Consider the following 18,446-nt stretch of genomic DNA (forward strand, 5'->3'; position numbering starts at 1 on the left):
GGCGGTACGCGGCCGGTGCTCGGCCCGCCGCCGATCGCCGAGGCGCTGAACGAAGGGATACGACGATGACGGCGGTACTGCCGGAGACCACGGTCTCCACGGTGCTCCAGGTCACCGACCTGCGGGTCGAGTTCGACGGCGTCGAAGCCGTCTCCGGGGTCTCCTTCGAGCTCGCGGCCGGGGAGACGCTCGGCATCGTCGGGGAGTCCGGCTCCGGGAAGTCCACCACCGCGCTGGCGCTGCTGCGGATGCTGCCTGCGGGCGGGCGGGTGTCCGGCGGGTCGATCGAGCTCGCCGGGCACGACCTGGCGACGCTGGACGAGCCGGCCCTGCGCGGGCTGCGCGGCCGCCGGATCGCGATGATCTTCCAGGACCCGATGTCCTCGCTCAATCCGGTGCTGGCCGTCGGGCGCCAGCTGGACGAGGCGCTGCGGGCCCACGGACTCCACCGCTCCAAGGCCGAACGGGCCGCCCGAGCAGCCGAGTTGCTGGAGCTGGTCGGCATCCCCGACGCGGCCGGCCGGCTGCGCGACTTCCCGCACCAGTTCTCCGGCGGCCAGCGTCAGCGCATCATGATCGCCCTCGCGCTGGCCGGTGACCCGGAGGTGCTGGTCGCCGACGAGCCGACCACCGCACTGGACCCGACCGTGCAGGAGCAGATCCTCCGGCTGCTGGAGCGGATCAACCGCGAGCGCGGCACCGCCCTGGTGCTGATCAGCCACGACCTCGGCGTGATCGCCCGGACCAGCCGCCGCCTGCTGGTGATGCACCGGGGCGAGGTGGTCGAGCAGGGCCGCACCGACGAGGTCCTCGCCAACCCCCGGCAGCCGTACACCAAGCAGCTGCTGGCCGCCGTGCCGCGGCTGGACGCCCCGTCCACCGCCGCCGCGAACTCCACCCCGGGCCCGGAGCCGCTGCTCACCGTCCGCGAGGTCACCAAGACCTACGGACGGCGTCGCAAGCAGGCCACCGCGCTGGCCGGCGTCAGCCTGGAGCTGCACCCCGGTGAGACCCTCGGCCTGGTCGGCGAGTCCGGCTCCGGCAAGTCCACGCTGGCCCGGGCGCTGGTCCAGGCGCACGCGCCGAGCAGCGGGAGCATCCGGTACCAGGGAGAGGAGCTCGGCCGGTCCCCGGCCGCCCGCCGCGAGGTCCAACTGGTCTTCCAGGACCCGTACTCCTCGCTCAACCCCCGGATGACGGTCGGCCGGATCCTGGCCGAGCCGCTGATCGCGCACCGCCTCGGCACCGCCGCCGAGCGGGCCGAGCGGGTCGCCGAGCTGCTCACCCAGGTCGGGCTCGATCCGGACGCGGCCGACCGGCACCCGCGCGCCTTCTCCGGCGGACAGCGCCAACGGATCGGTATCGCACGGGCGTTGGCCCCGCGCCCGTCCGTGCTGATCTGCGACGAGCCGGTCTCCGCCCTCGACGTCTCGGTGCAGGCCCAGGTGCTGGAGCTGCTCTCCGGCCTCCAGCGCGAGCTGGGGCTGGCGATCCTCTTCATCGCCCACGACCTCGCGGTGGTGCGGCAGGTCAGCCACCGGATCGCCGTGATGCACCGGGGCCGGATCGTCGAGACCGGCCCCGCCGACCGGGTGGTGACCGACCCGCAGCACCCCTACACGGCCGAACTGCTCGCCGCCGTACCCCATCTGACCGAGCCGACCCACCAGCACCGGAGCGCCGCCGCATGACCAGCACCCGCCGTGACCCGTACGCCGGCTTCCCCGGCACCGTCGGCCGCACCTTCGGCGAGTCCACCGCCGCCTGGCCGCCCCGCCGTCGGGCCCGCACCGGGGCGCCGAACATCGTGGTCGTCCTGGTGGACGACCTCGGGTACAGCGACATCGGCCCGTTCGGCGCCGAGGTGCCGACCCCGACCCTGGACCGGCTCGCCGAGAACGGCGTCAAGCTGGCCAACTACCACACCATGCCGCTCTGCTCGCCGGCCCGGGCCGCCCTGCTGACCGGCCTCAACCCGCACCGGGTGGGCTACTCCTTCGTGGCCAACGCGGACCCGGGCTTCCCCGGCTACGGCATGGAGGTGGCGGGCGACATCCCCACCCTGGCCGAACTGCTGCACGACAACGGCTACGCCACCTACGCCGTCGGCAAGTGGCACCTGACCCGGGACTCCGCCTCCAATGCGGCGAACGACCGGGCCAACTGGCCGCTGCAGAAGGGCTTCGACCAGTACTACGGCGTGCTGGAGGGGCTGACCAGCCTGTACCACCCGCACCAACTGGTGCGCGACAACAGCCCCTTGGACATCGACGAGCTGCCCGAGGGCTACTACTACACCGACGACATCACCGACCAGGCCATCGCGATGGTCAAGTCGCTGCGCGCGCACGACAGCGAGAAGCCGTTCTTCCTCTACCTGGCGCACAACGCGGTGCACGGCCCGCTCCAGGCCAAGCCCGAGGACCTGGCCCGGCACAAGGGCCGCTACGACCAGGGCTGGGACGAGCTGCGGGCGCAGCGCTTCGCCCGGCAGCTGGCCGCCGGGCACTTCCCGGAGGGCACCCGGCTGCCGGAGCGGAACGGCGAGGCCGGGTACGAGGTCGGGCCGTGGGACGAACTCACCGAGCCGGAGCGGAAGTTGTACGCCCGCTACATGGAGGTCTACGCGGCCATGGTCGACAACGTCGACCAGAACCTCGGCCGGCTCACCGACACCCTGGCCGCGCTCGGCGAGTTGGACGACACCATCATCCTGTTCACCTCGGACAACGGTGGCACCGGCGAGGGCGGTGCCGAGGGCACCCGCAGCTACTTCAGCCGCTTCGTCCACCACCCCGGGCTGCCCGCCGACTGGAATCCGGACGTGGAGCGGGAGATCGAGCTGATCGGCGGTCCGCAGAGCCTGGTGCACTACCCGCGCGGCTGGGGCATGGCCTCCAACACCCCCTTCCGGCTCTACAAGGGCCAGACCCACGCGGGCGGCGTCCGGGTGCCGTTCGTGCTCTCCTGGCCGGCCGGGCTGCCCCGCGCCGAGGGCGACACCGGGGTCCGGCAGCAGTACCAGTACGTCACCGACGTGCTGCCCACGCTGCTCGAACTCGCGGGCGTGCAGCGGCCGGTGGAGCGCAGGCGGCAGACCGTGCAGGAGCTGGACGGCATCAGCTTCGCCGCCGTGCTGCGCGAGCCGGCGGCCGACTCCACCCACACCGAGCAGTACTGCGAGATGACCGGCAACCGCAGCTTCTACCGGGACGGCTGGAAGCTGGTCACCCTGCACCGCCCGGGCAGCCCCTACGACGACGGCGAGTGGGCGCTGCACGACCTGCGCACCGACCCGACCGAGACCACCGACGTGGCCGCCGAGTACCCGGAGGTGGTCAAGGAGCTGGCGGAGGCCTGGGAGGACGCGGCCTGGCGGAACGGGGTCTTCCCGCTGGCCGACCGCTCCGGCGGCTTCGTCCTGCGGCACCCGGAGGACGCCGCGCTGCGCGAGCCGCTCACCCTGCTGGCCGGCACCCCCGAGCTGGAGCGCTACCGCTCCTCCCGGCTGATCGCCTTCCGCTCCTTCGAGGTGCTGGCCGAGCTGACCGCGCACCGGGAGGGTGACCAGGGCGTGCTGGTCTCGCACGGCGACCAGGGCGGCGGCTACAGCCTCTACGTGGAGGACGGGTCGGTCCGGCTGGCCTACAACCAGTACGGCGAGCTGTTCGAGGCGGACGGCGGCCCGCTGGCGCCCGGTGCCCGGACGGTGGGCCTGCGGGCGCACGCGGTGGCCGACCTGAAGTGGGAGTTCGAGCTGCTGGTGGACGGCGAGGTGACGGGCCGTCTGGGGCCGGTGCACCAGCTGATCGGGATGGCCCCGTTCCAGGGCATCAGCGTCGGTGTGGACCGCAAGTCCCCGGTCTCCTGGCCGGTGTACGAGCGCCACCGCAGCTTCCGCTACAGCGGCCGGCTGCACGCGGTGACCTACCTGCCGGGCGAGCCCGCGCCGTACGACCCGGAGACGGTGGCCACCGCGCTCAAGGAGGCGGCCGCCGCCTTCGAGTGAGGGTGACCGTCCGTCAGCGGACGGGGCCTCAGGACTCCGGGGTGAGCGAGCCGGTGTGCAGCTCGCCGACCCGGCCGCCCTCGCCCTCGTAGGTCCAGAAGGCCCGCACCGTCAGCCGCGTCAGGTCCATCACGTGGCTGACGGTGATGCCGCCCTTCTCCGTCCAGCTGACGAAGTAGACGGCCGGGGCGACCTCGGCCACGTGCAGGGCCACGTCCTCCCACTGCCCGGCCGACTCGCCGAGGCCCTCCCAGCGCAGCCGGGTGCCGTCCGCCGAGTACGTGTTGCGGAAGGCGGCGCCGTTGTCGACCTGGAACAGGTAGGTGTGTCCGGCGAAGGCGGGCAGGGGCGCGGTCATCTCGGGGGGCGTCCTCGTCTGGTGGTACGGCGGCTGGTGGTGGGTGCGGACGGCGGACCGCCCGCACCCACCAACCTATCGGACCCTCGGCCCGGAATGCCGTCTACTTCAGGTAAGGGCCGTCCGTGCCGACCTTGCCCGGGGCGGCGTTCGCCCCGCCCAAGTCCAGTACGTACACCCGCATGTTGCCCTTGCCGGAGGCCGGCACCGCGAGGGTGCCGGTGGTGACGATCTTCACGTCCCCGGTGACGGCGTCCCGGTAGGTGCCGTTCGGGATGCCGGCGAAGGTGGCCGCGTCGGTGACCGCGACCAGCGCGAAGCTGTCGGTCGAGCCCGCCGTGTACCGGCGCTTGAAGGCCATGCCGCCCGAGACCCCCTGGGTCGAGTACTGGCCCTGCTGGAGCGCGGGCACCGCGCGGCGGATCTGGTTCAGCCGCTGGAGCTGCTTGACCAGCGGCTGCTGGAGCGTGCCGGCCACCGGCCCGGAGGCCGAGTCGGCCACCGAGAACCGACTGGCCGTCACCTCACCGGCCACCGCGTCCCCGTAGTACGCCCGCCCGGTGGTGGCCAGCGGGCAGGTCGGACCGCAGTCGATCTGCTTCCCGGCCTGGAACTCGATCTCCGAGCCGTAGTACAGGGTGGGGATGCCCCGGAAGGTCCACATCAGCGCCATGTTCTCGGCCCAGGCGTCGGTGCCGCCGGCGTAGCGGGTCGAGGACTTGTTCGGGCCGAAGTCGTGGCTGTCCACGTAGACCACGTTGTAGGTGGCGTCGTTGGTGGAGTCGTCGCTGTCCCGGCCGTTCGCGAAGGCGTTGGAGGCGTCGCCGAAGTTCATGTGCATCCGCATGTCGATGATGTTCATGCCGGAGAACTTCGAGTGGTCGGGGGCGTGGTACTCGTTGCCGTTCAGCACCGCGTTGGTCGAGGTGGGCTGGTTGCCGGTGCCCAGGGCGTTCTCGTAGGCGAACTGGTCGAGCGCGGCCTGTACGTCGTCCGAGGTGTACTCCCGCCGCTCCTGCCAGGTGAAGAACTGGGCCGAGTGGTTGACCGACCCCCGGTTCCACTTGTCGTTCACGAAGGCGCCGACCTCGCCGAAGACGAAGAAGTCCTTCGCCTTCTCCGCGCCGAACCTCCGCGTGACGCCCTCCCGGATCGCGGGCAGGAAGCGGCGGTTCCAGGTGACCCGGGGGACGTGCACGGCGGTGTCGATCCGGAAGCCGTCGACGCCCATGCCGATGTACTTGTCGTAGGCCCCGATCAGGTACTGCTGGACCACCGGGTTCTCGGTGTTGAAGTCCGCCAGGTCCTCGTGCAGCCAGCAGGAGCGGGAGTCCTCGCCCTCCCAGTTCCCGATCCAGCAGGCGTGGTAGAGCGCCTTGGGGAACATGCCGGTGGTGGCGCCCGGCCACTGGCAGTTGTAGAGGGTGTAGCCCTCGGGGCTCCTCGCCCCGGTCGGCTTGCCCCAGTTGAGGCAGGTGTTGCCGGTCGGCTCGGCCGTGGACCAGAGGTCGCCGTTGTAGTACGACTTCCCGGAGACCGGGTCCACCGTCAGGCCGTCGTACTCGAAGCCGGAGTTCGGGGCGTCGTAGTACCAGCTCCACTGGCTGTCGCGGACGCCGTAGACGGTGGGCGTGAACAGGCCCTTGGCACCCCAGCGGGAGCTGTGGTTGTAGACCACGTCCTGGTAGACCTTGATGCCCTTGGCGTGCGCGGCGTTGATCAGGTCCTGGTAGGAGGCGCCGGCCGACTCCAGCCGCGGGTCCACCCGGTAGAAGTCGTAGCCGTGGTAGCCGTGGAAGTCGTAGTCGGAGCGGTTGAGCACCACCGGGGTGATCCAGAGCGCCGAGAAGCCGAGCGCCTTCACGTAGTCCAGCTTCTGCACCAGGCCCTTGAAGTCGCCCCGGAACATCGGGTCGGCGTTGGCCGCGTTCCCCGACTTCACGTCCTGGCTGCCGCCCCGGTTGTTGGAGCTGTCGCCGTCGTTGAAGCGCGCGGTCAGCACGAAGTAGATCGGGTCCTTGCGCGGGTCACCGCCCAGCGGGGTGCCGGTCGGCGGGGTGGGTTCGGCGGTGCCGGTGGTGGCGCAGGCGGGCGGGGCCGAGGCGGCCGAGCGGTTGCCCGCTGCGTCCCGGGCGGTGACGGTCCAGCAGTAGGTGGTGGTGGGCTCCAGGCCGCTCTGCGAGTACACCGTGGAGGCGGTGTCGACCAGCACCTCGCCCTTGCTGCCGCCGGTACGGGTCACCTGGTAGCCCGTCACCCCGCGGTCATCGGTGGACGCCGTCCAGGTGAGCACGGTGGCGGTGCCGGTCGCCGTCGCGGCGACCCGGGTGGGCGCGGTGGGGGCGGTGGTGTCCGGGAGGACGGCGGCGCAGGGGTCGGTGGCGTTCGGGGTGACGGTCCGGTCCTTGACGGTGCTGTTGCCGCTGCGGAGCTGGTAGTTGGCGCCGTTGTTGTTGTCCCAGACGCCGTTGCCGTTGTTGAAGACCGCCTGCCAGGTGGTGGCCGCGCCGAGGCTGACGGTGCGGCGGACCCAGCCGGTGCAGGCGGCGGTCATGCCGGTGCCGGGGCTGGTGGTCCAGCTTCCGCCGTCGGGCGCCCAGTGCAGGTTGACGGTGGACCAGCCGACGCTGGTGGTGGCGTACCAGACGGTGGCCTCGGTGGCGGGCGTCGGCGTCGGTGTGGGCGTGGGCGAGGGCGTCGGGGTCGGGTCCGGGGTGGTGCTGCCGCAGGGGTCGGAGTGGGCCACCACCCCGTCCTTGACCGTGATCGAGCCGGTGCCCAGCTGGTAGTTGGCGCCGCCGCTGTTGTCCCAGGTGCCGGTGCCGTTGGTGAAGACCGCCTGCCAGCTGGTGGCGAGGCCGAGGGCGAGGGTCTGCTTGACCCAGCCGGTGCAGGCCGCGGTCATCAGGGTGCCGGGCGCGGTGGTCCAGGCACCGCCGGCCGGGGCCCAGTGGACGTACGTGGCTGGCCAGTTGCGGCCGGCCGTGGAGTAGAAGACGGTGGCGGAGGTGGGGGTGGCCGACGCGCACGGGTCGGTGGTGCCGACGGTGCCGCCGGTCACGGCGCTGACGCCGCCGCCCAGTTGGTAGTTGGCGCCGCCCCGGCTGTCCCAGCTGCCGGAGCCGTTGGTGAAGGTGGCCTGGAGGGTGGTGGCGGTGCCGAGCTCGACGGTCGTGCGGTACCAGCCGGCGCAGGCCGGGGCCATGGCCACACCGGGCGGAGTGGTCCAACTCCCGTTGGCGGGCGCCCAGTGCAGGTACGCACCGCTCCAGGTGGTGGCGGGCTTGTAGTACACCGTCGCGGTGGTGGCGGCGTGCGCGGCGAGCGCGGGCAGCAGGGTGGCCAGCAGCCCGGCGACGACCACCAGGACGGCGGCCAGCGGATGACGCGTTCGGCGGTGGTGGCGTGCGACTTCACGGTCCACGGAGGGACTCCTCGGATGCCTGACGGGTGGGGGAGGGAGCCGCCCGCTCCGGCGGGGCACAGGGGTGGGGCCCTGCGGCGCACGCCACCGACCGGAGTTGACGCTCCGTCTTGCGCAAGTTGCCGCAAGATGTTTCAGGAGGGTATCCGGGCGTGAACCCGCCGTAAAGACCGGCCGTCAGGTCCGGTGGCCGGGAGTTCGCGCTGGACGCGTGCGGGGCGCGGTGCCATGATCGCGCCTGTGCCCGGCGCCTGGCCGGCGCGTGGGGGTGGATGGTGCTGAGGGTCTGGCTCGCCGTACCCGTCCTGGCGATGGCGGTGTTCTTGCTGGCATCGGGTGTCGCGACCCTGGCCCGGGGGTGGATGCTCCCGCTGAACCGGAGGTACGTTCGCCGGCCCCGGCTGCACGGATGGGCGCAGGTGGTGGCGGCGCTCGCGCTGGGGTGGCAGGTGCTCTTCGGTCTGCTGGTCGCGGACTTCGGCTTCCGTTCGACGCTGGTGGGGCTCGGCTCCGTCCTCCTGGCAGCCGCGTTCGGCATGATGGGGCTCAGTCAGCGGCCGGGGCGGCCGGCCCGGTGACGCGTGGGGCCGCCCGCCCCCGGGGAAGCGGGGCGGGCGGCCTGGTGGGCAACTGCTCTGTCAGCAGCTGAAGTTGACCTTGCGGAAGGTCGCGTAGTGGTCGGCGGTGTAGTAGTCCTCGTGGTAGACCTTGCCGGTGACGATGCGCCGGGCGCCGCGGGTCGAGGAGCCCGGGGTCTTCACGGTGTACTCGTGGTAGTAGCCGGTGGACTGCTGGGGGAGCACGCCCTCCCGGTTCTGGAAGACGATGCCGTCCTGGCTGTACGGGAACGGTCCGCCCCGGTCGATCAGCTGGATGGTGGTGCGGCCCTCCGGCGGGAGCGCGGAGAGGCAGATGCTCCCGCTGACGGCGGCGGAGGCGTCGGTGGCGAACACGGCGGTGGGGGCGAGGGTGAGCAGGCCGACGGCCACCGCGGCGGCGGCCCGGGTCTTCAACGCGCGTCGAGTGATTCGCATGGCTCCAGCCTGATGGCTTGTCAGGTCCCGGAGGAAGCGAAGCGGGAACACTTCACCGGTGGTCAACCACCTGTGAATCCAGGTGACGGCCCGGTCACCGGCACGCGACGGAAGTGCCGGACCTGTGTCCGCGCGGCCCTGGAAGACTGGGGCGGTACCACCGTCGCCCCCGGGGGAGCACCATGAGGTTCATCGTCTGCAGCTCCGACCACCCGCTGCCGGTCCGGTTCGAGCCGGACGGTCCGACCGTCCGGCTCGGCCCGGGGGAGGGTGCGCTCACCGTCGAGTGGACGGCCGACGGCGGGGAAGTGCGTCACGAACCGGGGCAGTTGGTGATCGTCTCGCCGGAGCCGGACCGGCCGGTCCGGTACTGGCGCTGGGACAGCCCGGACGACGAGCGCGTGTTCCGCGACTCGCCGGACGGCGGGATCACGCCGGTCACCTTCACCGTGGTGACCGGCGGCCCGGAGTGCACGGTGGAATTCGAGCCGAGCGGCATGCCGGTGGACACCGTCGCCGGCGACCGGCTGACGGTGACCTGGCAGGGGGACCGGGGTGAGCTGATGCACGATCCGGAGTGGCTGATCGTCGGGACCCCCTCCTCCGGCCCGGTGCGCCGGACCACCGCCCTGGGCCAGGACGGCGAGGAGATCGACATCGCCTTCTGATCCCTCCCCGTCCTCCCGGCCGCCGTCCTCCCGGCGGCCGGCCCCCGGGCCCGGCGGGCCGGTGTGAGGGAACTCTCCTTGTCGCTCGGCCCGGCACCTGCCTAGCCTGCACGGAGCAGTCCGCGTACCGGCGGACGCCGTCGCGGGGCGCCGAGTCCTGCCTGCCCGCCGACGGTCACTCGACCACACCGAGTACGGGCAGGAGCGGGGGAACCAGGTCAGTACGTGACCCCTGCTCGCTCGTCCGACGCCGGGGCACTCGGGGTGAAGCCGCTTCAGCGGCCGGGCGTTCCCTCATGCCCGAACCCGACAGCTCACCTCGCAGGCGTCGAAAGAGGACTCCTGCCCATGCGCACAACCGTCACCCCGGCACGCCTCGGCGCTGCCGCGCTGGTCGCCCTCCCACTGGTCGCCGCCGTCCCGCTGGCGGGCCCGGCCGAGGCCGCCACCACCGTCACCCAGGACCGGCTGACCCCGAGCTCGATGACCGCCGACGTACCCGGCACGGCCGCCCTCACCGTGCACTCCGCCCGCTGCTTCACCGCGAAGACCGTCGGCATCGGCGTCCGGGACGCGGCCGGGGCCAACCTCGACTTCCCCGGCAACGCGGGCAACGTCCGGATCTGCCCCGGCGGGGTGACCTTCACCAGCGGGGCCCGGGCGCTGCCGGCCGGCACCTACACCCAGTTCGGCTTCTGGCAGGACCAGAACGGCGGCTGGCACAACCTGCCGTCCCGTCAACTCACGGTCAGCGCAGGCTCGGTGACCCCGACTCCGACCCCGAACCCGAAGCCGACCCCCGAGCCCGGTGATTCGCCCGTGCCGGGCAAGGCGCTGACCTGGTCGGAGGAGTTCGACGCCCCGCCGGCGCTCGGCGCCAAGTGGGTCAACGACCGGAGTAGCAGCTACCGTTACGGCACCCACAACCCGGACGACAACAAGCTCGACTGGCTGAGCCCGTCCGGCGTCTCGGTGGCCGACGGGGTCGCCACCTTCACCGCCACGCCCTCCGCGCACACCCTGGAGAACGGCAAGCGGGCCTGGGACACCGGCCTGCTCACCACCGAGTACTCCGGGGAGGGCTTCCAGGTCCGGACGGGCGACTACGCCGAGACCCGGGTCAAGCTGCCCGCCACCCCCGGGGCCTGGCCGGCCCTGTGGACCTGGAAGGACGGCAACGGCGAGATCGACAGTTTCGAGTACCACCCGGACAACCCGGGCCTGCTGGAGCTGACCAACCACGTGAACCCGGCCCAGCGCTACCACACCGACGTGGCCGCCGTCGGCCACGACCGCTGGGTCACCATCGGCACGTACTACGGCGCGGACTCCGTCGACTGGTACGTGAACGGCACCAAGGTCTTCTCGGACGGGGCCGGCGTCGGCGCCGACTGGTCCGCCTACCTGATCCTCAACCTCTCGGTGGGCGCCGGGAAGTACCACCCCGGGCCGATCGGCACCGCGCCGATCGGCTTCTCGGCGGACTGGGTCCGGGTCTACCGCTGAGTCAGCTCACGGACAGCGTGAACGGGGTGGAGTTGTTCGCGGGGTTCGTGTCGTCCGGGCTGACCACCGTGACCTGCCCCTCGGCCTTGGTGCCGGGGGGCAGGCCGCCGTCCACCTGGACGGGGGCCAGCACCGTGGCGGTCCGGTACCGGGGCAGGCCGGCCCCGAAGGTACAGGTCAGCGTGTGGCCGCCCGCCAGGGCGAGGCAGTCGGTCGGGAAGTACGGGCCGCGGAAGGTGAAGCCGTTCGGCACCGTCAGCAGCACCGTGAACGGGGAGCCGGTCCGGTCCGGGCCGAGGTTGGCGACGAAGCCGTGCACGGTGGTGGTCCCGCCGGGCGGCGCCGCCTCCGGGTCGAGTCGGACCACCTCCAGGTCGGAGCGCGAGGGTGCCGCGCTCGCCGGGACGGTCACCCCCAGCACCAGCGCCGCCGCACCGGCCAGCACGGCGGTCAGCTTCCGTCCACCCATGGTCCACTCCGTTCGCCCGCGTGGTCACTCTCTGTGCAGACTGTATCGGCGGAGGATGCCAGGCAGGTGGAAGTGAGGAGGGTGTCCGTGCGGGTGTTGAGTGAGGTCTCCGGAGTGGTCGGGCCGGATCGTGAGGCCGAACTGGTGACGTCCTACCGGGAGTTGGTGGCCGAGCCGCTGCCGGCCGGGCTGATCAGGACGGAGCTGCTCCGTGGGCCGGACGGCCGCTGGCGGGTGCAGAGCCTGTGGCGGGACCGGGCCGCCCTGGAGGCCGTCCGGGCGGATCCGAAGCTGGCCGCCGCGCCCCGGCTGTTCCGCACCGTGGGCGTGGAGCCGGAGCTGACGGTCTTCCAGCTGATGGCGGCCCAGGCTGGTGGGCCCGACCCCGACCACGACTGAGGCCGACCCCGGCCGGACCGCGCCCGACCCCGGCCGGACCGCACCCGGCCCGATGGGACCGCGCCCGACACCGACACCGGTCGGGATCGGACGTGGCCGGAGCCGGGGTCGGGCACCGCCCGACCCGCCGTCAGGGGGCCAGGACCTGACCGAGTCGGGACGCGATCTGCTGCATCACGGGGACCAGCGAGGTCTCCCCGGCCTGGGCCTCCAGGGCCCGGATGCGGGCCTCCGGGCCGGAGACCGAGAGGGCGGTCGGGGCCGGCGCGCCGGGCACGGCGACCGCGATGCAGCGCACCCCGATCTCCTGCTCCTGGTCGTCCACCACGTAGCCGGAGGCCCGGGCCCGGCCCAGCTGGGCGAACAGCTCGTCCGGGTCGGTGACGGTGTAGGGCGTGTGCGACTGGAGCGGCTGGGTGCCCAGGACGGCCCGCGCCTCCGGCTCGTCCAACTGGGCCAGCAGGGCCTTGCCCACGCCCGTGCAGTGCGGCTGGACCCGGCGGCCGACCTCGGTGAACATCCGCATCGAGCGGCGTGACTGCACCTGCCCGACGTAGACCACCTCGCCGCCCTCCAGCACCGCCAGGTTGGCCGTCTCGCCGGTGGCCTCCATCAGCTCGGTCAGGTACGGGCGGGCCCAACTCCCCAGCAGGCGGCCGGAGGTCTCGCCGAGCCGGATCAGCCGGGGGCCGAGGGTGTAGCGGCGGGCGGTGTCCTGGCGGACATAGCCCTGCTGCACGAGGGTACGGATCAGGCGGTGGATGGTCGGCATCGGCAGGCCGGAGCTGGCGGAGAGCTCGCTCAGGGTCGCGATGCCGCCGGAGTCGGCCAGGGCTTCGAGCAGCTGGAAGGCGCGCTCGACGGACTGGACGCCGCCGCTGGCGCGCTCGGCCCCGTTCGGTGCGGCTGCGGGGGTGGTGGCCACCGGCGTTCCCTTCTGCTGTCGGGGAGGAGTAGAGTCCCGGCGATCTACCTCAACAAACCGTTGAAATTCTGTATCGCGGAAACTAGTCTCCACCTTACAGAACCGAACCCGCCAGTAGGTGGGTCGGTATCGAGGAAGCTCCCACCGGAGCCTCCCTGCTGGCTCAACTGTCCAAGGAGTGTTCTGCCCATGGCTGCAGACCAGGACCCCGTCGGCGCCCCCTCCGCCGCTCCGGTCGTCACTGTCGCCGGTCCGCGCGTCCCCCGCAGCGAGGAGGTGCTCACTCCCGAGGCCGTCTCCTTCGTGGTCGGTCTCCACCGTGCCTTCGAAGGCCGCCGGCAGGAACTGCTGGCCCGCCGGAAGACCCGGCGCGCCGAGATCGCGGCGACGGGCACCCTCGACTTCCTCCCGGAGACCGCCGAGGTCCGGGCCGGCGACTGGAAGGTCGCGCCCGCCCCGCGTGCGCTCCAGGACCGCCGGGTCGAGATCACCGGCCCGACCGACCGCAAGATGGTCATCAACGCGCTGAACTCCGGCGCCAAGGTCTGGCTCGCCGACTTCGAGGACGCCTCCGCCCCCACCTGGGAGAACGTGATCGGCGGTCAGGTCAACCTGATCGACGCCTACGAGGGCCGGATCGACTTCACCACCGAGGCCGGCAAGACCTACGCGCTGAAGCCCGCCGCCGAGCTGGCCACCGTCGTGGTCCGCCCCCGGGGCTGGCACCTGGACGAGAACCACGTGCTGGTGGACGGCGTGCCGGTCTCCGGCGGCCTCCTGGACTTCGGCCTGTACTTCTTCCACAACGCGGCCCGGCTGATCGCCAAGGGCGAGGCGGACCCGAACTCCGGGCCGTACTTCTACCTGCCGAAGACCGAGAGCCACCTGGAAGCCCGGCTCTGGAACGACGTCTTCACCCACGCGCAGGCCGAGCTGGGCATCCCGCACGGCACCATCCGCGCCACGGTGCTGATCGAGACCATCACCGCCGCCTTCGAGATGGACGAGATCCTCTACGAACTCCGGGACCACGCCGCCGGGTTGAACGCCGGGCGGTGGGACTACCTGTTCTCCATCGTGAAGAACTTCCGGGACGCCGGGGAGCACTACATCCTCCCGGACCGGAACACCGTGACCATGGCCGCGCCGTTCATGGCCGCCTACACCCGCCTGCTGGTGCAGACCTGCCACCGGCGCGGCGCGCACGCGATCGGCGGGATGGCCGCCTTCATCCCGTCCCGCCGTGACGCCGAGGTCAACGCCGCCGCGCTGGCGAAGGTCAAGGCCGACAAGGACCGCGAGGCGGGCAACGGCTTCGACGGCTCCTGGGTCGCCCACCCCGACCTGGTGCCGGTCGCCCGCGCCTCCTTCGACGCGGTGCTCGGCGAGCAGCCGCACCAGAAGCAGAACCCCGGCCCGGCCGAGCCGGTGACGGCCGCTCAGCTGCTCGACATCGCCGGTGCGGGTGGCAGCTGCACCCAGGCCGGGCTGCACAACGCCGTCCAGGTCGGCGTCCGCTACATCGAGGCCTGGCTGCGCGGGCTCGGCGCGGTGGCCATCTTCAACATGATGGAGGACGCCGCCACCGCCGAGATCTCCCGCTCGCAGATCTGGCAGTGGATCCGCAACGACGTGGTGCTCGCCGACACCGGCGAGAAGACCACCGCCGACCTGGTCCGCCGGCTGGTGGCCGAGGAACTGGACGCGCTGCGGGCCGAGTTGGGCGAGGCCGCGTACGCCGGTGGGCGCTGGACCGAGGCCGCCCGGCTGTTCGAGCAGGTCGCGCTGGCCGAGGAGTTCGTCGACTTCCTCACCCTGCCCGCGCTGGCCCTGCTCGACTGACCCCAATCTAGCGAGGCGCGGTCGCCGTGCCGCCTGCCGTGCTGGAGCACTGGCCGCGCCGATTAGGACGAACCGTACGGCCACCCCGCGCCCGGGGTGGCCGTACGTCCTTGCCACCGAAGGGACTTCACAGATGGCACGCATCTTCTTCAACGGTCAGGCGATGGTCGGCGGTCCGTTCCACGCCTCGGTCGCCGACGCGCTGATCGGCCCCGTCACCACCGCCCCCGGCTACCGCTTCTTCTCCATCCGGGACGAGTGCCCCGGGCTGCTCCCCGACCCGGCGGTGGACACCGCGATCGAGGGCGAGCTGTACGAGGTGGAGCTGGCCCACCTGCGGGACGTGATCCTCCCCGGCGAGCCGGCCGAACTGGAGCTGGGCGTCATCGAGTTGGCCGACGGTTCGGCCTGCCTCTCGATGCTGCTGGCCCGCGGCGAGCTGGCGCGCGGCGTGCACCACGAGATCACCGGCTTCGGCGGCTGGCGTGCCTACCTGGCCACGCTGGGCCGCACCGCCTGAGTGCACCGGACGGGGTGGCCGGTGGGCCCGGCCAGCAGCCAGCTGCCGTCGCCGAGCGGCGTGATGTCGTAGGAGTCCGCGCTCCCGGAGGCGAACGGGGTGACGCTGCCGGTGGCCAGGTCGACCAGGTGGTCCCGGTGCCACTCCTGCTCGGTCTCCTCGTCCTCGCCGGCCAGCGTGACGACGGCCGTGCCGTCGGACAGGAAGCCGCCGCCCCACTCCACCACACCGTCCTCGGCCTCGGGCCCGAAGTCCTCGACGGCGAGGGTGAGCACCTCCTCACCACCGGGGTAGCGGTGGAAGGTGACGTCGGCCTGCCCGTGGTCCACCGTCATGAAGCGCGTGCCGTCCGGGGACAGGTCGATCAGGCAGCGGTCGTGCCACGGGTAGCGGACCACCTCCAGGCGGCCCGCCTCCAGCCGGCCCCGGAAGGCGGCCACCCCGTCCTGGCCCTCGCCGAGCTCCAACAGGACGTGGCCGTCGGTGGGGTGGAAGTACTGCGAGCCGCCGTGGCCGGCGGTCTCCAGCTCAGCGCCGTCGATCTGCCCGCCGGTCGCGGCGTCCAGCACGACCCAGAGGTCCACCGGGCTCCGGTCGGCCATCACGTCCGGCCGGTAGACCCAGACCGTCCGGTCGTCGGGGGAGTACGCGCAGTCCGGCCGGTGCCCGTACCGCGCCGAGGAGTGCGGCTCCAGTGGGTGCCGCCAGACTTCGCTGCCGTCGGCCGAGACGCAGACCACGGCGTTCAGGGTGGTGTAGCAGACCCGCCCGAGGTCCGAGGTGACCGAGATCGCGACCGGCTCGTCCCCGGCCACCGGCCGGATGCGGGCGGCGGGCGCCAGCTCGCCGGGCCCGCCGGCGAGCTCGTACACGTGGATGACGCCATCGAGGAGGCGGGAGGTGTGCTTCACCCGCCGCAGGCTACCGCCGCCCGCCGACAGCCCGTCAGGGGCCGTTCAGCCTGGTCGTCTCACGGTCCAGGCGGGCGGCGAAGGCGGACTGGCGGACGTAGCCCCGGTGGTGGTGGCCCCGGATCACCGGGAGTTCGCTGCCGGGGCGGCGTTCGGCGGTGGGCGGGTCGGGCAGCCAGACGTCGGTGATGCCGGGGGTGGTCAGGCGCTGGCCGCCGAACGGATCGGTGGCGCGGTGGAAGTTGTGCCAGCTGGGCGGGGTGGGGAAGGCCCTCAACCGGGCGGCGGTCAGGTGGTCGGCCAGGTGCCGGGGGAACCAGCGGCGGTAGAGCCGGGGGACCGGATTGCCGTAGGTGACCACCGAGAGGCGGGCTCCGGTCTCCGGGGCGGTGCCGGCCAGCCGGGCCACCGTGGCGGTGACGATCACCGCGCCCTGGCTGTGCCCGAGCAGCACCACCGAGCCGCCCTGCGAGGTCAGGTGCCGCACCCGCTCGGCGAGTTGGGGCACCGCCTGCTCGGCGTAGCTGGGCGGTGCGTAGGGGTGGAAGGCGCGCGGCCAGAAGGTGGCGACGTCCCAGACGATGCCGACCACCCGCCGGGTGTTCTGGTCGGCCAGCGACTCGCGGACCAGCAGGAGCAGCAGCACCGGCCCGAGCACCAGGATCGCCCCGGCCAGCGCCGCGCTCGGCGCGGGCAGACCGGCCCAGACGGTGGTCGGATCGGGCTTGGGGCCGTCGGTCCAGGCCAGCAGGTAGCAGATGCCGAAGGTGACCGCCGAGGCGGCCAGCAGCACCGCCGCCCCGGAGGTGAGGCCCTCCATCCGGCGCAGCAGCAGTTCGCCGTTGCGCTTGCGCCGCAGCACCTCGGCCAGCCAGAGGCCGCGCGGGCTCTCCGGGTGCGGTGCCGGGGCGCGCAGCCGCAGGCCCGGGGTGCGCCGCTCCCAGTGGTCCAACTCCTCGGTCAGGTCGACCGGGTGGCGCAGCCGGTGCCAGTACCAGACCACGCCGAACCAGAGCACCAGCAGCACCATCCCGTCGATGCTGTAGCGGGCCAGCACCTCGGAGCCGGGCAGGATGCCGACCTGGGTGGCGGCCCCGCCGTCGGCCGGTCCGGGCGGGCTGAGCCAGTGCGCGGCGGAGAGCGCCACCCCGGACCAGATGGCGAACAGCAGGCCGCTGCTGACCGCGACGGTGGTGAACGCGGGTGGCAGCCTGGGGAGTCCGCGCTGCCCGGCCGAGCCCTTGGCCCGCCAGGCGCCGGCCAGCAGGGCCAGCCCGGCGGTGTAGAGCACCAGCAGCAGCAGGTTGAACAGCTCCAGCAGGTCGGGCATCCCGATCGCGGCGCCGCTGATCCCGGTCGCGCCGTGCCGGCGGGAGCTGGGCTGGACGGCGCAGACCAGCATCGCTCCGGCCAGCAGCATCGTGGTCGAGGTGCAGCTGACCCGGCGGGAGATCCGCCCGCCGGCCAGCCGGGCCCGGGGCCGGTCGCCGAGCGCGGCGGCGGTGAACAGCAACAGGCCGAGCACGGTGAGCAGTTCGAGGACGGTCAGCAGCCCGGTGGCCCGGCCGCCGGTGCGTGCGGTGCGCAGCAGCACCAGGGTGAGCAGCAGCAGTGCGGAGCAGGTGTGCACGGTGCGGTGGCGGGTGGAGTACGCGCCGCCCTCCCAGAAGCCCGGGTCGGTGAGCTCGGCCCGGGCCAGGTCCCGGTGGCCGGGGCGGTCGTTCTCGCCGGCGCTGCCGTCCCCGGCCTCCCAGCGGCGGTTGGGGCTGGTGCCGACGTGCAGCAGCAGCACCAGCAGGGCGGGCAGCAGGGCGGCCACCGCCACCGCGAGGTAGGGACGGCCCTGCAACTGGAGCGCGTGCCAGAACGGCTGGGCCCGGCAGTTGGCGACGGCCAGGCACTGCCAGGCGGCCTGGTCGACCAGCACGTGGGTGAGGAAGAGCAGGTAGGTGGCGGTGACGCAGAGCGCGATGATCCGCACCGTGGCCTGCTGGAAGCGCACCTGGCGGCCGGTGCCGTGGGCCATCCAGCCGGCCGTGTTGACGAAGGCGAACGGCAGCAGCAGGAACCAGAGTGCGGTGGCCCAGGAGCGCGAGGTGAGCCCGCCCCAGGAGTACACCTCGCGGTGGCGCCCGGACGGCTGTGCGTCCCGTCCGCGCCAGATCCCGGCCAGCTTGGAGCCGGTGACCTGGCGGGCCTCCGGGTCGTCCAGCACCTCGGCCGGCCCGGAGCCGCCGACACCGTGCACGACGAGTTCGGTGACCCCGCCCTCGTCCACGTCGGTCGGGTAGTCGTGGTCGGCCGGATGATCGTGGTCCTGGTCCTGGTCCTGGTCGTCCGCACCGCCCATGCCGCCCCCCGGCGCTCGACGTGTCGAGGGA

The 18,446-nt window shown here is 72.7% G+C and carries 15 protein-coding genes and 1 riboswitch; of the genes, 8 read left to right on the forward strand and 7 right to left on the reverse strand.

Annotated elements, in window-relative coordinates:
* Positions 1-65 precede the first annotated feature (65 nt).
* Together ACIRBX_RS15735 and ACIRBX_RS15740 are read left to right on the forward strand one after the other, a co-directional pair.
* The gene (locus ACIRBX_RS15735; RefSeq protein WP_402296993.1) at positions 66-1,691 is read left to right on the forward strand and encodes a dipeptide ABC transporter ATP-binding protein; all 1,626 of its coding nucleotides are present in this window, start codon (positions 66-68) and stop codon (positions 1,689-1,691) included.
* Positions 1,688-4,009, forward strand: a complete 2,322-nt coding sequence (locus ACIRBX_RS15740; protein ID WP_402296995.1) for an arylsulfatase — start codon at positions 1,688-1,690, stop codon at positions 4,007-4,009. Before ACIRBX_RS15735 ends, ACIRBX_RS15740 begins: the two co-directional genes overlap by 4 nt.
* A gap of 28 nt (positions 4,010-4,037) precedes the next feature.
* On the opposite strand, the gene ACIRBX_RS15745 is transcribed toward ACIRBX_RS15740, so the two are convergent.
* Together ACIRBX_RS15745 and ACIRBX_RS15750 are read right to left on the reverse strand one after the other, a co-directional pair.
* Complete coding sequence (locus ACIRBX_RS15745) at positions 4,038-4,367, reverse strand: MoaF-related domain-containing protein (protein ID WP_345280284.1); 330 nt, start codon at positions 4,365-4,367, stop codon at positions 4,038-4,040.
* Positions 4,368-4,470: 103 nt separating this feature from the next.
* On the reverse strand, positions 4,471-7,791 hold the full coding sequence (locus ACIRBX_RS15750) for a carbohydrate binding domain-containing protein (protein WP_402296997.1): 3,321 nt from the start codon (positions 7,789-7,791) through the stop codon (positions 4,471-4,473).
* A 272-nt stretch (positions 7,792-8,063) separates the two neighbouring features.
* On the opposite strand from ACIRBX_RS15750, the gene ACIRBX_RS15755 reads away from it, so the two are divergent.
* The gene (locus ACIRBX_RS15755; protein ID WP_402296999.1) at positions 8,064-8,369 is read left to right on the forward strand and encodes a hypothetical protein; all 306 of its coding nucleotides are present in this window, start codon (positions 8,064-8,066) and stop codon (positions 8,367-8,369) included.
* A gap of 60 nt (positions 8,370-8,429) precedes the next feature.
* Here the strand turns inward: ACIRBX_RS15755 and ACIRBX_RS15760 are convergent, their stop codons facing one another.
* Entirely contained in the window at positions 8,430-8,825 is a 396-nt protein-coding gene (locus ACIRBX_RS15760; protein WP_402297001.1) for a ribonuclease domain-containing protein, read from the reverse strand.
* Between the two features lie 182 nt (positions 8,826-9,007).
* Here ACIRBX_RS15760 and ACIRBX_RS15765 point away from each other — a divergent pair, with 182 nt between their 5' ends.
* Together ACIRBX_RS15765 and ACIRBX_RS15770 are read left to right on the forward strand one after the other, a co-directional pair.
* Positions 9,008-9,493, forward strand: coding sequence for a hypothetical protein (locus tag ACIRBX_RS15765; protein WP_402297003.1), 486 nt, complete (start codon positions 9,008-9,010; stop codon positions 9,491-9,493).
* A 176-nt stretch (positions 9,494-9,669) separates the two neighbouring features.
* Positions 9,670-9,835, forward strand: a riboswitch (cyclic di-AMP (ydaO/yuaA leader).
* Positions 9,836-9,841: 6 nt separating this feature from the next.
* Complete coding sequence (locus ACIRBX_RS15770; RefSeq protein WP_402297005.1) at positions 9,842-10,999, forward strand: hypothetical protein; 1,158 nt, start codon at positions 9,842-9,844, stop codon at positions 10,997-10,999.
* A gap of 1 nt (position 11,000) precedes the next feature.
* Here ACIRBX_RS15770 and ACIRBX_RS15775 read toward each other — a convergent pair whose 3' ends face one another.
* Entirely contained in the window at positions 11,001-11,468 is a 468-nt protein-coding gene (locus ACIRBX_RS15775) for a hypothetical protein (RefSeq protein ID WP_402297007.1), read from the reverse strand.
* Positions 11,469-11,555: 87 nt separating this feature from the next.
* Between ACIRBX_RS15775 and ACIRBX_RS15780 the strand changes: the two genes are divergently transcribed.
* On the forward strand, positions 11,556-11,867 hold the full coding sequence (locus ACIRBX_RS15780) for an antibiotic biosynthesis monooxygenase family protein (protein WP_402297009.1): 312 nt from the start codon (positions 11,556-11,558) through the stop codon (positions 11,865-11,867).
* A gap of 130 nt (positions 11,868-11,997) precedes the next feature.
* Here the strand turns inward: ACIRBX_RS15780 and ACIRBX_RS15785 are convergent, their stop codons facing one another.
* A complete protein-coding gene (locus ACIRBX_RS15785; protein WP_402297011.1) occupies positions 11,998-12,792 on the reverse strand; it encodes an IclR family transcriptional regulator in 795 nt (264 codons plus the stop codon).
* A gap of 189 nt (positions 12,793-12,981) precedes the next feature.
* Between ACIRBX_RS15785 and aceB the strand changes: the two genes are divergently transcribed.
* Positions 12,982-14,634 carry a malate synthase A gene (gene aceB / locus ACIRBX_RS15790; protein ID WP_402297014.1) on the forward strand — a complete coding sequence of 551 codons (1,653 nt, stop codon included), beginning with the start codon at positions 12,982-12,984 and terminating at the stop codon, positions 14,632-14,634.
* A 133-nt stretch (positions 14,635-14,767) separates the two neighbouring features.
* Positions 14,768-15,154, forward strand: a complete 387-nt coding sequence (locus ACIRBX_RS15795) for a gamma-glutamylcyclotransferase (RefSeq protein ID WP_402297016.1) — start codon at positions 14,768-14,770, stop codon at positions 15,152-15,154.
* On the opposite strand, the gene ACIRBX_RS15800 is transcribed toward ACIRBX_RS15795, so the two are convergent.
* Together ACIRBX_RS15800 and ACIRBX_RS15805 are read right to left on the reverse strand one after the other, a co-directional pair.
* Positions 15,124-16,065: a hypothetical protein gene (locus ACIRBX_RS15800; RefSeq protein WP_402297018.1), complete on the reverse strand. Its 942-nt coding sequence runs from the start codon at positions 16,063-16,065 to the stop codon at positions 15,124-15,126. The two genes, ACIRBX_RS15795 and ACIRBX_RS15800, sit on opposite strands and share 31 nt — an antisense overlap.
* A gap of 34 nt (positions 16,066-16,099) precedes the next feature.
* The gene (locus ACIRBX_RS15805) at positions 16,100-18,415 is read right to left on the reverse strand and encodes a PE-PPE domain-containing protein (protein WP_402297020.1); all 2,316 of its coding nucleotides are present in this window, start codon (positions 18,413-18,415) and stop codon (positions 16,100-16,102) included.
* Positions 18,416-18,446 lie beyond the last annotated feature (31 nt).

The organism is Kitasatospora sp. NPDC096147, assembly GCF_044763225.1.
Taxonomy (GTDB): Bacteria; Actinomycetota; Actinomycetes; order Streptomycetales; family Streptomycetaceae; genus Kitasatospora.